This window comes from Cohnella soli (assembly GCF_042655525.1).
In the GTDB taxonomy this organism is placed as follows: Bacteria; Bacillota; Bacilli; order Paenibacillales; family Paenibacillaceae; genus Cohnella; species Cohnella soli.
In genome coordinates, this window is sequence record NZ_JBHSMI010000042.1 from 22856 (window position 1) to 38922 (window position 16067).

11 protein-coding genes are annotated in these 16067 nt (G+C 46.3%); 3 read left to right on the top strand and 8 right to left on the bottom strand.

From position 1 onward, the window contains the following. The first annotated feature begins 47 nt into the window (after window positions 1-47). The 3 genes from ACFPOF_RS23870 to ACFPOF_RS23880 all read left to right on the top strand — a co-directional run bounded on the left by ACFPOF_RS23870 (window position 48) and on the right by ACFPOF_RS23880 (window position 2258). Complete coding sequence (locus tag ACFPOF_RS23870) at window positions 48-941, top strand: carbohydrate ABC transporter permease (RefSeq protein WP_378137399.1); 894 nt, start codon at window positions 48-50, stop codon at window positions 939-941. Window positions 942-957: 16 nt separating this feature from the next. Next, complete coding sequence (locus ACFPOF_RS23875) at window positions 958-1803, top strand: carbohydrate ABC transporter permease (RefSeq protein ID WP_378137401.1); 846 nt, start codon at window positions 958-960, stop codon at window positions 1801-1803. 146 nt (window positions 1804-1949) lie between these two features. Beyond that, window positions 1950-2258 (top strand): DUF4277 domain-containing protein, encoded by a 309-nt coding sequence (locus tag ACFPOF_RS23880; RefSeq protein WP_378137403.1) that lies wholly within the window; start codon window positions 1950-1952, stop codon window positions 2256-2258. A gap of 232 nt (window positions 2259-2490) precedes the next feature. Here the strand turns inward: ACFPOF_RS23880 and ACFPOF_RS23885 are convergent, their stop codons facing one another. The 8 genes from ACFPOF_RS23885 to ACFPOF_RS23920 all read right to left on the bottom strand — a co-directional run bounded on the left by ACFPOF_RS23885 (window position 2491) and on the right by ACFPOF_RS23920 (window position 15991). Then, window positions 2491-4599, bottom strand: coding sequence for a hypothetical protein (locus ACFPOF_RS23885; RefSeq protein WP_378137405.1), 2109 nt, complete (start codon window positions 4597-4599; stop codon window positions 2491-2493). 83 nt (window positions 4600-4682) lie between these two features. After that, window positions 4683-5663 carry a carbohydrate ABC transporter permease gene (locus ACFPOF_RS23890; RefSeq protein WP_378137407.1) on the bottom strand — a complete coding sequence of 327 codons (981 nt, stop codon included), beginning with the start codon at window positions 5661-5663 and terminating at the stop codon, window positions 4683-4685. Between the two features lie 13 nt (window positions 5664-5676). Beyond that, complete coding sequence (locus tag ACFPOF_RS23895; protein WP_378137409.1) at window positions 5677-6552, bottom strand: carbohydrate ABC transporter permease; 876 nt, start codon at window positions 6550-6552, stop codon at window positions 5677-5679. Window positions 6553-6554: 2 nt separating this feature from the next. Continuing rightward, window positions 6555-8858, bottom strand: a complete 2304-nt coding sequence (locus ACFPOF_RS23900; protein ID WP_378137411.1) for a DUF5696 domain-containing protein — start codon at window positions 8856-8858, stop codon at window positions 6555-6557. Between the two features lie 56 nt (window positions 8859-8914). Next, window positions 8915-11026, bottom strand: a complete 2112-nt coding sequence (locus ACFPOF_RS23905; protein ID WP_378137413.1) for an SMP-30/gluconolactonase/LRE family protein — start codon at window positions 11024-11026, stop codon at window positions 8915-8917. A gap of 25 nt (window positions 11027-11051) precedes the next feature. Then, window positions 11052-11963 (bottom strand): carbohydrate ABC transporter permease, encoded by a 912-nt coding sequence (locus tag ACFPOF_RS23910; RefSeq protein ID WP_378137415.1) that lies wholly within the window; start codon window positions 11961-11963, stop codon window positions 11052-11054. Between the two features lies 1 nt (window position 11964). After that, window positions 11965-12957, bottom strand: a complete 993-nt coding sequence (locus ACFPOF_RS23915) for a carbohydrate ABC transporter permease (protein ID WP_378137416.1) — start codon at window positions 12955-12957, stop codon at window positions 11965-11967. Next, window positions 12947-15991 (bottom strand): extracellular solute-binding protein, encoded by a 3045-nt coding sequence (locus ACFPOF_RS23920; protein WP_378137418.1) that lies wholly within the window; start codon window positions 15989-15991, stop codon window positions 12947-12949. Before ACFPOF_RS23920 ends, ACFPOF_RS23915 begins: the two co-directional genes overlap by 11 nt. Window positions 15992-16067 lie beyond the last annotated feature (76 nt).

Consider the following 16067-nt stretch of genomic DNA (forward strand, 5'->3'; position numbering starts at 1 on the left):
CTTATTGGCTGTCTGATTCAATGACAGGATAAAGGAAGGTAAACGCGATGTTGCAACAAACTAGACGAAACGCATTTATTGCGGTTTTCCTGCTTCCCACTTTTATATTTTTTTGCTTATTCACGCTATATCCCATTGCTAAAGGCATTCATATTTCCTTATTCGATTGGTCAGGCAGCTCGAAAAACATGGATTTCATAGGTTTGAAAAATTTCCGTGAATTGTTTGCCGATCCGATTATTTGGACTGCAATCAAAAACGATTATTTCCTTGTCGTCGGCAAGGTATTCGGAATTATGCTGTTGGCAACCTTCTTCGCAATCGCAGTCACGCGTTTGAGAATTCGCGGAAGCAGCTTTTACCGAGCACTCTTCTTTATTCCGAACATTATATCTGTCGTTGTAATCGGCGTGTTGTGGAGATACGTCTATAATCCGAACTTGGGCTTTCTTAACTCCTTTTTATCGCAATTCACTGCTGAGCCGGTCCAAATTGCCTGGTTGGGAAACGAGAGTCTCGCGATGTGGTCGCTGCTATGGCCTTCGATCTGGGCAGGAATCGGCTTTTATATGATTCTGTTAATTGCCGCGATATTAAGCATTCCAGGGGAGCTGTACGAAGCGGCCGATTTGGATGGCGCTTCCCAAGGCAGACAATTCTGGTCTATCACTCTACCCCTCATCTGGGAGCAGATGAAAATTAGCATTTTACATATTGTCATGACTACCTTGAACGGTTCATTTATTATCGTCTGGATTATGACCGAGGGCGGCCCTGACAATTCGACTCAAGTTATGGGCTCCTATTTGTATCAGATGGGCTTCAGGCAATATCACATGGGTTATGCCGCCGCAATCGGCGTATTAATCCTCACGCTTTCTCTTATGACTACCGTAATCCTTCAACGTATGCTACGCAGGGATACGCCCGAATTGGCTTGAGGAGTGAAATGACAATATGATCTTAAACAAACAAAATCCGCTCGCCCGCATCATTACGAATTTGATCATGCTCTTATGGACTGTTGCGGTATTGTATCCACTTGTATGGACATTACTAGGCGCCTTAAAGGATAACCCGCAATTTTTGCTAAACAAACCTTGGGCGTTGCCGGAATTTCCGCTGCTCTGGTCTAACTTTACTTACGTTTGGAGCAAATACGGTTTTGGCAGCTTCTTCTTAAATTCAACGATCGTTACGGTCTCCAGCATTTTTCTATCCGTTTTTCTAGCTGCAACCACGGCTTATGTATTGGCCAGATTCGCCTTCAAAGCAAGTCGGACGATGTATTACTTTTATTTATCAGCCATGATGATCCCGATGATCTTGGGCTTGATCCCGCTTTTTTTCCTTCTGAACGACATGGGCTTGATCAACACGCTGTCCGGTCTGATCATCGTCTACACTGCCAGCGCTCTGCCCTTTGGAATATTCGTGCTCGTCAGTTTTTTCAAGATGCTGCCTAAGGAATTGGAAGAAGCAGCGTCTATCGACGGTGCGGGATATACGCGAACATTCTTCTCGGTTATGCTGCCTCTTGCCAAGTCAGGCATGATTTCCGTAGGCATTATGAATGGTTTGAATATATGGAATGAATATATTATGGGAACGGTATTCATCAATGACCCTAAACTTTATACGCTTCCCGTAGGTATTGCAGTCATGCAGACAGAGATGCAGTACCGTACGGAATGGGGTCCGCTGTTTGCAGGCCTGCTGGTCTCCATCATCCCGGTTATCGTCGTATATGTTATTTTCCAAAAACAAATCGCCGAAGGCGTGACGGCTGGCGCGGTGAAGTAAAAGTCCTGCCAATGGCGGTAAGTATAACCCACATTTCGCATGAATAAAATGGAAGTTTTGTATTTATGGTCGGTGCTTTCAGCAGGTATTTCCCTTCGCCAGGACGAATCAATCTAGACATTCGTCCATGAGCGGAGGGATTTTCGATGATTAGCGATTCCGTTGTTCCAGTCCACGCAGGAGCGAGCCAGTTAATTGCTGCGCTATTCGATGAGCTTGGCGTAGAACGCATTGTGAATCAGATGGTGACTTGGGATGTGGCGCAATGGAAGCGATCGCCCGGCACACATATTAAAGCGATGATCATAAACACACTTTGCGCCAGGCGTCCGCTCTATCGGATTGAAGAGTTTTTCTCCGACCTTGACGTCGAGATGCTATTTGGCGAACATACAGCGGTCCCGAGCGCGCCTTGCTGCGCCATGTTAAGCAGCATAAGCTCCTCGCGCCCGTAGCTTTGTCGCTAATATAGACCTCGCTGCACGCCAGCAAGCGGATAAGCTCGCCCGAGCCGTCCGCCCCCGAAGCCTTCCGTCTGACGCTAGCGATGCGATTGCCCGATACGGTCAAGCCCCTCGTGCTCTTCGCATCCAGAATCCTCGCCCCGTCCAGCTTGAATTCATTGCCCGAGATTTCGATTCGGCAATGGACGGGCTATTCTCCGGATGGATTAGAATAACGGGTTAGCTACATATTATTAATAATCATTGCATTTATATCGACTCTAAACACACCAGTGAAACTTACAGGCTTTCCGCTAATGTTCCTGCATACGATTTGTACCTTGTTGGCTGCAAAAGACACCTTCATGTCAAGCAATATCCCATACTCACTAGCAAATATTGCTTCGTTTTGAAGTGATACAGACCCAGTGTACTGTGAATGAAAGTCGCTAGATTCAAATTCATAAACAGTAAACTGACGATCTGCCAATTGTATTACAGCTTGAAATTGTCTATGATTCCCATCTTGTAATTTTAATCCTTTTATGTCTACTTGAGATGGATCTGCACCACTTTGAATCCAAGCAGAATTATCATTGGACCCAATTGAACCGCCAGATAATTTCAATGTCCCATTTTTTCCATTATTATAAATTACACTTCCAGAGCCAACAGTTAGGTTAGTATTTTCAATAGCTGGTAATTCATATTCCTGACTAACATGATAAAGAAATAGCGCAAAGTTAGCATCATTATAAAAACTACTGTTTTTAATGTAACCGCCTTTAACATTGGAGTATATTTCCAAATTTCCCTTACTATTAAAGTTATCAATCATAACATTCTCAACACCTGCTAAAGTTAGCGCTGATAAGATTACTGTTAATTTCAAATCAGTATTTTTTATACTTAAATTTTTAACAGCTAGTGCGTTTGCATAGGTATTAATTCTTAACCCACGATATGTGCCTTTAGAGCTGATATTGTTTAAGTAAATATCTGCACAATTACCCCAAAAAGTGTTTTCAGCATTTCTATAGTTGCCTTGAATATCTGCAAAAACCGCAACAGAATCAACGCTATCGCACTCAGAAACAATATCGTTGATGTAGATACGTGAAGCTGCTTCAATGTAAAAACACTTAATCAAGAAGTTTTTAAATGTACTGTTTCTAATAAATACATCATAAGTGTTTTGCCCGATATATACACCAAGTGCATCGTCCTGTATTTGTCCGTTTTTAGCGTCAATTATTGATTGCTTATTTGTGTTTTCATATGACAATCCATCGATAACGACATTTTTGTTATATATGTCCGCACGATAACCAAATATTGCATCAACACTTCCGCCTAGAATAAATACATCCTCACATGCAACAAAGTGAGCAGGGTGTGCAAGTTGCGTTTTGTCGTAGTTTGCCTTCCAATCACAAAAGTTAAAATAAATACCTCTGCATCGTCCATTCTTCGGATCAATTAAGTTATAAGATGTTGGGGTATCATTTTTTAGTGGCGTTCCATGCCATCCACCGACGAACTTAAACAACGTTTGCATTGACCAATTTCCAGAGCAGAAATTAAATACAATATTGTTTGATTTGTGAAGTAATGCGCACTGACCAAGAGATTTAAAATGTATTCGATTGAATGTCACATTGTTTAGTGATTGTAATGTTTGATAGTTAGCATCAACTTCATAATCCGTATTACTACCCCTATCTACCTTAGATGACATAATTGGTGATCGTGGTGGATTAATTTTGGGAGAAGTGCTATTAGTAAAATCTAGTGTGCCATTCTCTATAACCATGTCATCAACTAAGTTTAAGTAATTAAGCTTTAACAAATTTCCAAACAAATCTATATGTTTCGAGTATCTTAATAAATTATTTATTTTTTCGGACTGATCTTCATTATTAAATTGAACCCCAGCATGATAAACATTTAAATTACTTTGTTCAACCCGAACCCAAGTAGAATTTAGTGTTTTTGACTTAAAATACACTACATTATCAATAATTTCTGTACTTTTTGTCTTTAACTCAAAGAAACCACCACCCAAGCCAACATCTTTGTAAAATGATTTAACATAAACCACCGCACCAAGATTTACAGTTAAGTTTAACAAGTCCTGTATACTATCAATTCCATCATTAATTTCTTGTTGATTCATACCGCTTTTATCAATAATAAAACGCGCCTTCTGGTTCTCCCCCTGGTTTCCGGATGCAAACGCTGTGGACTGAAGCAATCCACCAGCAACCCCACCAGCAACCATCGCTGTACCTGCCATCCCCATAGAGACCAACAATTCTCTTCTACTCAGCAAACTTTTCTCATCATTTGGCATTATTAAATTCCTCCTTGGTATAATTGATCAACCTCTTGGAACCTCCTCAAAACATGCAGATAAAGTTAGTTTTTTTACCTTGCCTACTCTACAAGTCCGGTCCTTTCCACGCTTTCTGTAAAGTGGCGCTGTGCGAAGAAATAGATGAGCAGCGGTGGCAGAATGGTTAGGAAGCTGGCCGCCATCCGAATCGGCTCGGCCATATACAGCGGCAAATCATATTTAAGAATAAATTCGCTAACACTTCCTCCTAACCGGGACATCTCCACAGCAAGCGGAACATCCTGCGCCGCCGTCAAGAACATACGCGGCAAGTAAGTATCGTTCCACGTCCAGACAAATGAAAACAGGAAAACTACGAGCATAGCCGGCTTGGATAGAGGAAACATAACTTTCAAATAAAATCGGAAGACACTGGCGCCATCGATTTTGGCGGCCTCCTCCAGTTCCTTCGGCTGGGTCATGAAAAATTGCCGATAAATGATCACGAACATGGCCCCTTTCATCCCAAAACCAAATAAAGCAGGGATGACAAGGGTAATGAGCGAATTACTCAGATTTAGCTCGTTATAAGCAATGATCGTAGGCAGGACAATGACCTGCGGCGGAATGATAAAAGCGACAATCAACAAGAATGTAATCAGCTTCTTCAACGGCACTTCAAGCCGTGCCAGCGCATAGCCGGCAAGCCCACATGAAATGCAATGAAAGACAGCGACCGTTACCGATATAATCACACTAATGATCACAGTTTTCTCATATTTGAGTAAGTGCCATGCTGTTTCTAAATGTCCCAAATAAATGGAGGAAGGGATCCATGAAACCGTAGGGTCCAGCAGATCCTTTACACTCATCACCATCTTCACCATCATTCGCAAAATCGGGTTCATGTAGATATAGGAAGTGGTTATGAAGATTGCATACATGAACAGCTTAAATATCAGTCCATTATTAATCTCGCGGCCTAACAGCCAAAAACGAATGCGCTTGACGCGGCGCTGAGTGCGTTTACTTGCCAGGCCGATCCTTGCCGCCCTCAGCTTTGCCGAAATTCCGCTCTTCATCGCAGCCTCCTCCTTACTTTCTTCTTAAAGCATTGTTCTTATTAAATCTGCTGTATAGCAAGACAATCAATCCCAGAAAGCCGATGATAAGGAGGAAATAAGTCCAAGCAAGTGCGCTGTTGAAGCCATATTCCCCTTGATTCAGTCCGATCATACTGATGATCGGATTGAATGGATACGTAAACATATCTACGACCGTATAAATCAGGTTAAGTAAAATAAATGGGGATAACGCAGGCAGCGTAATTTTCCAGAACACTTCCCAAGGTGATGCGCCGTCGATGCGGGCAGACTCGTAGGCGGATTTGGAAATCGTTTGACGTCCGGCAAGAAAAATCAGAATTTGCACTCCGGAATACCAGAGAACCAGCACGAAGCGGTTAAGCACGGTTTGCACTGGAGCGGACCATGAGCTGTCTCCAAGCATAATGTTCAAATATTTGCCAAGCTCAAACCGTTCAAGAAAGCCAAGACCTCCCTCTCCTTGATTGACCAGCTCTGTTAGCACATACCCCGACGAGAAAATGACGGGAAGGAAGAAAATCGCTCTGAACAGGAAGCGTCCGGGTAAATTTTGATTCAATAGCATTGCGATCAGTAACGAAAATACGAGAATCACCGGAATCATAATGATTTCTTCACGGAAAAAAGGAAACAATCCGTCGTACAGCGCCGAGCTTCTAAACAAAATTTCGTTATAATGCTTGAGTCCCACGAATTCGTAATCCATCCGGGTAGGCAGCATTTTCATATTGTGAAAGCTCATATACAGAGAAAAAAGGAGAGGAAAACCTAAAAAGACGGCAAAACCCAGCAGCCACGGCGACATAAACAGCAATCCGTCCAGCTTGCGCATCGTCTTGGCGCTAACTAATTTTCTTTTTCCCATCTTTAATCCCCTCCCTTCCGAACTGCAAAATCTTGTGCATTTACGGTCGCACTACCGAACGAATACTTCGTGTTGTTATAATTAACAATAATGCGTTTGCCGTTCGAATACGCCGTTTCATAAACACCATCCGCAAGCTTCCGATGTCCAGTAATAAATTGATCCCGTACATCACCTAGTGCCTCATTGAACTGTTGATACTGCATCACCATCTGAGACGTCCAGTCTCTATAGTCTGTACTGTAAAACTTTTTTAAGGAGTAAGTATCCGCAAGCTGCTTGGTGGGTGCATAAGTGACTATAAACGATGGCTCCGCCCCATATTCAATTGCTTTCAGAAAGCTTGTTTTATAATCGTCGCTTTGGTTCGCATATTCGAAAGAGTAGGATAGGAGCCCATGCATGGCAATTTGCGCAAACGGTATGGCTTCATCCACGAACAGATCCTTGGAATAATCATCATAGCTGCTTAGCATATGTCCGGCGTAGCCCAATGTATAGCTGTTGCCGCTGGAAACCTGAACGCTGCCCAGCGTTTCTTTCACCTTCTGGAATATCCGCTCCTGACTTCTGCGGGACTCAGCACGCGTGACCGGATAGCGGTCATTATAATCGGCATTGACAATTGCACCGATTGCACTTCCCAGAAGCAAGCCGTCTGCATGCAGCGATTTCACTTTCTCCAAATCCCCCAAGACGCTTTTCTCCACAAACAGCGGACTGACAAAAGTAAGCTTGACTTGACTACCCCACGTACGGTAATCTATCACCGCCTGGCCCTGATCACGCAAGCCGTCTCGGCTTCTTCGAAAGCCGCCCCGCCCGGTATTATTAAACGAATAATGATCAGCGCTTAAATAAACGGGAAAATTTTTGGAATGGGCATAATCAATGAACGCTTTCATCCCTGAATCACCGCCAAGCTTGGAAGCAATAGGGAATGGCCCTCCATAATCGCTGTAGCCGTTTTTTTGCCAGCCCATATACACAATGGACAGCGCATCAATGCCAAGACTGTTTAATTCTCCGACGATCGTCTTCGCTTCGCTGGTAGTCGTCAATGCCAGATAAGAATCAAAGAGAAAGCCTTTCTCCGTATCTGCTCCAAGTAAGCTCAAATGCAGCGGAATCGGCCCTTCCTTCTTCACATCCGATAAGGCGCCAGTTTCGTCCATCAAATATTGTCGATAGCGAGCCGCCATATCTGCATACGTCGGATCTGAAGAATCCATGAAGTAATAGCGCGTCGACATGTCCGAGTGAATACGATCGGCGCTATACTTCATGATGCCGCTTGTCTTCTTGGTATTCATCGGCTGCATATATTTAAGCCTGTACTGAAACTCCGGCGTCACCCAGTTATATTGGCTGAAAGCTTTAGAAGGCGCGGCGAGCACGTTAGCATATTCTGCACCGTCTTCAATAATTCCGATCATCGCCTGACCGCCGGATTTAATTCCGAATACAGGCATCGTTACCGGCAAGCGGTCCGACAAGGCGCTGTTGCTGCTGTAGGCCCAGTCGTCGCCAAATACTTTTCCTACATAGAGGCTCGGACTCGGTACCCTGTCCTTCCGAAACCGAATCAGCGCTCCAGATCCATCAGGGATCAACAAATATCCTTCAGGGTCTGCGGACGTTACTGCGCCAAGAAATGGATACGGACGGATTGAAGCTAATCTTGCCTTGGGATCATTCCCTTTAGCTTGAGCCTGTACCGGTAGTTCATTCCCGTCTATTAACCCTTCGTCCAGCACCCGGGTTTCCACATAATCTTCGTAAAGTCGCACTTCCACTGGGATCACAAAGCCGAGCTCAGGAATAGCAAACTTGAACCTGGCGCCGTTGTTTATCTGCTCGAAGCTGGCAATTGTTCCTCCATGCTCAATAAAGTTCGTTTCCTTCAGCATATCCTTACGCACATTGAATTCCACATAACTGAACATGAAAGGTGAGCGTAAATGAACGTTCCAAGCGTTAGAATTTTCCTTTTCATCCCACTCTTCGGGACTAGCAAACGATCTCCATACATGCCCTGTCCTGTTGTCGGTCACGATGAAATGGCCAGTCTCCGGACTGACTAGGAGCTTTAAATTTCGGTTTTCAGCCACAACCAGGAACGTACTTTCATCAGGAAAGCCATTAGTCAGGCTCCCCTTGCCTGCATCCGTTTTCACATTTGCCGCGCTGCTTCCAACGGGTGCCGCCTGTTGCCCGGAGGCCTGCTCCGCTTGCCCCGCGATTTGCCCCAATGACCCTGTTCCGTATTTCGACGCTGCAAAATAAAATCCGGCATAGATAAACAAGATGAGGATCGCTGTGAACAGAGAGACGGGAAGCCATTTGGCGCGAACAAATCCTATCACATCGATACCTCCTGATAAATCGTCTGTATAAAGCTGTAGAATTCCGAGAACAGCCCTACGATAATGAACACAAGCACCCACAGCATTACCGTAGCAAAAGCAGTCAGCAGGACATTGACCACAGCTTCCCCAACTGTATAGTTTTGCAGCGCCTGAATTTTCCAAAAGAATAACAGTCCGCACCAGATATAAACCGCGGAATGAAGGAAACTGTAAATAGGTGCTTCGCTGAGTGCCATAACGTTGGAAGCCAGAGCTAGAGGAAGTCCTATCAAAAGAAGGGGCACCAAGGCATAGGCTCCGCCAACAAATACATCTTTGAACCTGGCCTCCCCATGCCGGATCGATCCGATCAAATAGTTGCAGATAATCCAGGAAAACCATGTCGAGGCACCAACAAGTGCAATAGAAGCGCCATTTCTTTGGCCGGCCGGAACTGGATCGAACGAAAAGCTCGTTACATATACGCTCCCCAGCATGGCTAGAACCGTAAGGGCAAGCAATACGGCAGCGCTTAAATAGCCTCCCATGTTCAGGTAACGAATATCTCCGAAACCTTCAAGCGGTGAACGCAAAATGGTGAAGCTATGACGCAGTTGTTGGAATATTTGATACTCCCGCCATTTCCAAGTCCCTTTGATACGTCGCCTCCAGCCCAACCTGGATTGCAGCTTCGCCGCAATGATCCAGATCACAAAAAGCGCGAGACAAAGTGTGGCCAGGAATGAAAAATGCTTCTGAAACCACTGCAATCTAAGCTGCCAGAATGCATCGGAATACCCCCCCCCGCTTCCGGCTAATCGGTACAGTTTCAGAGCCTGCTCATAATCACCGGTATAATAGGCGGCATCTGAAAGACCTTTGTATCCCGGTGAAAAGTAGGCATTCAAGCGAATAATCTCCTGCCATTCCTGCACGCTTTCCACATATTTGCCCTCATGCATCAGACCGAGGGCTTTATATACCATCTCGCCAAATGGCGTTGGCGTAAAAGCCTGAACCAGATTCATGATGTCATCGAGGACAAACAGCTCGTTTCTTGAATTAGAAGCAATGGCAATCGGGCTTTGACTGAGACCAACTCGAGGTGCGCCCACCGTTACCGGCCCCGCCCAAAAAAATAGCAGCTCGCCGCTTGCGTCATATTGATAAATAATATTTTTGTTCTTCTCAATCGCCGTCATAATTCCGTTGTGACTGACAGTGATATCAGCAAATTGAGGCAGGCTCGCTTGGTTGTCAGCACCTCTGTCTATCACCGTATTTTTGTCGCCAAAGCTCAATTTCCGCCATAAATTATCGCCGCGAATATTCAGCTTCTTAATTTGCTCTGTTGCTGACACGGACACCGTATAGAGATAGCCCTGCTCATCGATAAACATGCTACCGATCGCAGCCGGAAGCAGTCTGACTTGCCTGCTCAACTGTTCTTTGGTGTACAACATCTTTCTAATTCGATCCATAGTAGACGCTTCCGTCCAGTTCGTGCCAAAAAAACCGTAAAACTTCCCTTCCGCATCAAATTGCACGATGCCCTGATAACTTCCACGAGGCACAACGTAGACGAATCCTCTCTTGTCCACCGACACTTTCGTTGGCTCATAAACGAAAGATTCCGCGATAAAGCGGGATTGCGGCCTTGTATATTCGTGCACAATCCGCCCATCTTTATCCAAACGCAGCACTCTTTTATTTCCAGTATCAGCTATATACAAATCGCCATGATCATCCACGAAGACGCCTTGCGGATGGTCCAGCGGGCTTTCCGGAACCGTTATAATCCTTTGTACTCGGCCTTGCGAATCCAGATGGACGATCCGATTGTTATCCGTGTCAGCGATGTACATATGGTCGTGCTTATCGATATACAGGTCCTGAGGTCGTTTCAGCGGAGAATACATTTGTCCGCCCTGCCCATCAGGAACTTTCAGATCTTGGGCGATGAGCCCCGCCGCTTTATACGCAGGCTGCGTAGGGACGATTCGATTGTAGCTATCCTGCGTATAGGTGCGATAGGGCATCTCGGCCCAAGCCGGCGTCATCCATGACAACAGCAGACATATGGCGGTTATCATGGCGGCCAGCCATTTGATTTGCAGCTTCCTCACATGCGAACCTCCTGAAAACTCAGCTTTATTTGATGCCCGAATGTGCCATCGTGGCGATCACTTTCCGCTGATAGAAGAGGAAAATGAGCAAAGAGGGCAAAAACATAATTAATGATCCTGAAGCTACAGCTCCTTGCCGCGCCACGGAATTGGCCATACCGGAATTCAGCGTGCTTAAATAAAACGGCAATGTTTTCATTGAATCATCCTGCATAAACAAGCTTGAAGTTTCCACATTGGACCAGGCGGATTGAAAAGCCAGTATAGTGACAGTAGCCATTGCCGGCATGACGACAGGTACAACGATGCGCAGAAAAATGCGCACTTCGTTTGCCCCATCGATCTTCGCTGACTCCAGCAGCTCATTAGGCACTTGATCCATAAACTGCTTTAACAAAAATACACCGACGGGAAGGGCCAGAATCGGCAGGATATGTCCCCAATACGTATTCATGATCCCCAGGCTCTGGACCACAACATAGCGAGGGATCGCGATGATCTCGCTTACGAATAGCAGGGAAATGACAATAGTCCCAAATACCAGCTTGGAGCCTGGAAACGGATGCTTGGATAACGGGTACGCGCATAACGCCCCTGTCACAACCATGCCGATGGTCGTTAAAACCGTAACGACAACGCTGTTAAAGATATACCGCGAAACAGGAACAAACGTACTTTTGGTCAAAGACAGCAATTCTACAAAATTACGGATGGTCGGATCCTTCACGATAAAAGTCGGTGGGAACAGCAGCAATTCATGCAGCGGTTTAAATGCATGATTAAATATGTAGACTAGCGGCAGCAACATAAATGCAGCCAGCAGCAGCAGAAAAACGATCATGAACCAGTTACCGCCGCTCATGTTTCGTAAGGCGCTTCCCCACCTTGTGCTTTCTCCGTACCATTGCCGGGCCCATCTTCCTATCCTTACTGGCATACTATCCCTCCTTTGAACCGAATAAGCTCGTGAACACTCTGCTTAGCATAAACATGAGCAGCAGCAGGACCACAGAGATGGCGCTGGCATAACCCAGCTCAAAACGAATGAATGCATAGTCATCAATATGATTGATCATAAGCTGGCCGGCATAATTAGGCGTGGGGTTCGCACCGGATAACTGCGTCCCGATCCCCCCCGTTTTCAGCGTATGGACGATCGACATAATCGCAGCAAACAGCAGCTGCGGCTTCATTGAAGGAATCGTAATATACCACAGCTCCTGCAGCTTATTCGCAATCCCGTCAATCCTTCCCGCTTCATGAAGCTGTTTGTCGACGTTTAGAATCCCGGCCAAAATAGCCAGAAAACCTATCCCCATACTCGCCCAGATCGATACGAGAATCATAACCGGCAGCAACCACTTAGAATCTAGCACAAAGAGAATCGGTTGTTGGATGAAGCCCCACCGCAGCAGAAAGCTGTTGATATATCCGGTCCGGTCGCCTGTAAACATAACCTGCCAAACGACGACCATAGCTATCCCGGCTGTCAACGATGGAGCATACATCGCCAAAGCGAACCCAGTCCTTGCCAACCGCGGCAGCTGAGCGATCACGGCTGCAAGCAGGAAAGCACAGACGTAACCTAGCGGGCCTACGAATAACGCAAATTTAAAGGTGTTGGGAAGAACATACTGCAAAAAAACAGTATCCTGCGACAGCAAATTTTGATAATTCAGCCAGCCGACCCACTTAGGAAACTCCATGGCATTGAAGTCTGTAAAGCTAAGTAAAATACCACAAATAACCGGAATTAATATAAAAACAATGAACAACAGCAAGAAAGGGGCGATGAACAGATAGGACGTACGATATTTCCATACCTCCGCCAGCAGGAATTTTATTTTGGCAGCAGCCCTCTCTGTTCCACTCCTTTGTTTGGGAAGCGTGGATTTGCTGGCTACAGGAGGGGCTTGCACACTACTTGGCATTGATTTCCGCCCCCTTCCACGGTTCAGTAATTTGCGGAAGATCGAGGGTTTTCAGCACCTTCCCGTCTCTGTCGACCATATGAAATTCACGAAGCTTTCTGTCCAATTCCCTGTTAATTTCCTTTATCCCCTTTTCTAGTGCAATACGCGGATTTTCCAGTCCTGCACCGCCTGCTAATTCATTGGAAATGGTGGCACGGTTCAAAGCGAACGAAAGCTCACGCGTGCTTATATAGCCTCCCGGGACATTAGGAATTTCTTTGATCCATTTCCACTGCTCAAGAATAACGTTCAAGTCGTCCTTCTTCCATGGCATCCGTGCGAAAGCCCGAACATTGGCCGTATTCCAGCGGAATTCCTCACCCCTGTACTGCTCCATATTTAGGCCATATTCTGTCTGCGTCTCATCTGACGTATACCATTGTAAAAACTGCCACGCCAGCTCCTGCTTGCTCTTCGGCGTATCCTTGAACAACATCATACTGTTGCCGCTCGCTCCAGACCAGCGGACGAATGAGCCGTCTGGACGAATCGTTCCGGGAACCGGCGCGATTTCCCATGTATTCAAAATCTCCGGGGCAGCAACAAGCAGTTGCATGTACATGCTGAAATCTGCAACGCCGATAGGCATCGTCCCCCTCCGGAACTGATTGTAGAAGCTCTGCACTTGGCGATCCATACCGTACACATTAAATAAGTCCGTCCATTTCTTGAAAGCGTCAAATGCCTCCGGCGTGTTCAGCGCCGTGGATAATCCGTCCGGGGTGTACAGATCCACTCCGTTTTGGAAGAACATGTAAGTGAAATCGCCAGGATCCACATAAAAATTGTATTCATTCTGCAAAAGTGTCGGCATCATGGAGTAAACGTCATCCCACGTGTTCGGTACCTTCAGCCCCAGTTCATCCAAAATATCCTTTCGATAGAACAGCACCTTGAAGTTCGTCGTTTCCGGCAGTCCATAATAGCCCCCGTCATAATAGTAGGGCAGCAAAGAGCCGGGATGGTAACCGTCCAGCAGCTTTTGGGCACCGGGCATTGTGGACAAATCGAAAGCGGCATTGCGCAGCGCCATTTGATAGGGCAGCCCCTCTGGAATCCCAAGCGCAACATCCGGCAAAATGCCAGCCGCTTTGCCTAACACAAGCAGGTCACTAGTCTGAATCAAATTAACTCGAACCTTAATCCCGTACTTAGGTGTAAACTTCTCATCCGCCAGCTGCTGCAGCTCATCTACATAGTCCCTGCCCCACAGCATCCATACATTTAGTTCCTCGCCCTTCTGCTTGCTGAATTGGTTCTTATCCGAAAATGAATACCATAATGACTGCAGCGAGCCCTTCATCTTCTCCAAAAAACGGGCCGTTGTTCTTGGGAAAGACTGCTCCACCGGTGCAATGAACAGCTTATCGAGCTGAAGCGGGCTGCTTATTAATTCAATGCGCTGGGCCTCCAGTTTTTCCTGTAAGGTCCCTATGGTCAGTTGGCTGTACGGAATTTCATCCGGCTTTCGGAGCAATCCCTCAATATCCTTAGCGGCGGATTTGAACGATTGTGATACGGTATCAGTCGCATTATTGATGGACACCATCCGCTTAGTCAGCTCCGTTAACTTGCTCTGCAGCTTGGCGAGTCGTTCTGTAATGCCTGGAATATCCTTCTCTACATTCCACACACGCAGCTTGTCTTCACGGTTGCCCGTTGCCACACGGATATCCCAAGCTACACTCCGTAATTCTTGGGATATCCAGTCAATATCCACAATAATAGGAGTATAAGGCTCGTAGTTGGCCTCCAGCGTAATCGAATGATTCCCTTTACTGAGAAAAAACTCATAGGGCTGATCCTCTTGATCCTGCAGAGCAAATACCTTCCAATTTGAGCTGTAGGCAAACGGATAGCTGGCCAGCTCCTCGAATGGAATTCGGCCATCCAAAGATATTGTTCTGAAGCCGGTTAGATTTTTACGGAACCCTTGATAGGCTCGGAAACCCAGTTTATACAAACCGTCTGCTGGAACTTCGAAGTCCCATGTAACCGCCTGCCCGCCTTTTGACCAGGTATAGCCTCCCAAGGTATTGAAAATTTTAGCTGTCAGCGAACGCGGTGTCGTCAGTGGATCTTTATCATAAACAACTTGTATGCCTGTCGAATTTTTATAGCTGAAATGCTCAGCTTCAACCACAATCATATCACTGGCCGTAGACAGAACCGAAGGATACCCGGTTCTTGCTTCACTATAAGAAGGCAGCATCGACGGTGGCGCAGCCGTAATCGCACGAAACGCGACAGGCTGCTGCAGCGCTTCGATGCGCACCGTATTTCCCCCCTTTTTCAAATGCCACAGCAGCGGAAGCGCATATGCGCCGCTGGAATCAGAAATAGGCTTGCTTCTCCATCCCTCGGCTTCCTCGAGCTGCGAGCGGAGCTGATTACCGTTCTCGTCAAACTGGGCTGGCAATTCACGAAAGCTCCTTTCAAATGCCATGGAGCGAGCCTCTCGAAACGGGTATTCACCATTGATTTTCAAGCCCAGAATAACAGCCTGTTGGCTGCCGCCATCCTTCTCTCCAAAGGGAGCATATTCGATCGCTAGCTCGTACAGCCCATCGTCTTCCACCTCTACATCATATTCCACCCACCCTTTTTCATTGGGCCATACCAGCACATCGCTTTCCCCTGCATAAGCTGCGGAATGTGCCTCGGCATCCGGCGATTTCCGATTGAACGAGGCGGCGGATATACGCAATTCCTGCCTTCCGGATAGTACCCCTTCTTCCTTCCATCGCTGCAACGTTTCGTAATAAAACGGCTCCAAACTGTCGCTCGCATATTTAGCGCGCTGCGCGACATCACTGTTACTCGCATATTTAGCGCGCTGCGTGACATCACTGTCGGCCGAAGGGCCCGCTTCGTCATCCGCAGCTTGCTTCTCTTGGACGAACTGCAAAGAACCCGGAGCGCCGATTAAAACGATGGCCAAGCAAATCGTTGCCAACAGACCTCCGAATACCCGTCTACTTCTCCTTCCCATCGTTTCCCTCCTGAGTAGATGCATGCGACGCTATCATGACACGGGAATAACGCGATTCAGCCAACCTCTTTGCATC

What these genes read in the sequence shown, in the direction of transcription:
- ACFPOF_RS23870 (WP_378137399.1), top strand. Translation starts at nt 48, where the DNA reads ATGTTGCAACAAACTAGACGAAACGCATTTATTGCGGTTTTCCTGCTT.
- ACFPOF_RS23875 (WP_378137401.1), top strand. Translation starts at nt 958, where the DNA reads ATGATCTTAAACAAACAAAATCCGCTCGCCCGCATCATTACGAATTTG.
- ACFPOF_RS23880 (WP_378137403.1), top strand. Translation starts at nt 1,950, where the DNA reads ATGATTAGCGATTCCGTTGTTCCAGTCCACGCAGGAGCGAGCCAGTTA.
- ACFPOF_RS23885 (WP_378137405.1), bottom strand. Translation starts at nt 4,599, where the DNA reads ATGCCAAATGATGAGAAAAGTTTGCTGAGTAGAAGAGAATTGTTGGTC.
- ACFPOF_RS23890 (WP_378137407.1), bottom strand. Translation starts at nt 5,663, where the DNA reads ATGAAGAGCGGAATTTCGGCAAAGCTGAGGGCGGCAAGGATCGGCCTG.
- ACFPOF_RS23895 (WP_378137409.1), bottom strand. Translation starts at nt 6,552, where the DNA reads ATGGGAAAAAGAAAATTAGTTAGCGCCAAGACGATGCGCAAGCTGGAC.
- ACFPOF_RS23910 (WP_378137415.1), bottom strand. Translation starts at nt 11,963, where the DNA reads ATGCCAGTAAGGATAGGAAGATGGGCCCGGCAATGGTACGGAGAAAGC.
- ACFPOF_RS23915 (WP_378137416.1), bottom strand. Translation starts at nt 12,957, where the DNA reads ATGCCAAGTAGTGTGCAAGCCCCTCCTGTAGCCAGCAAATCCACGCTT.
- ACFPOF_RS23920 (WP_378137418.1), bottom strand. Translation starts at nt 15,991, where the DNA reads ATGGGAAGGAGAAGTAGACGGGTATTCGGAGGTCTGTTGGCAACGATT.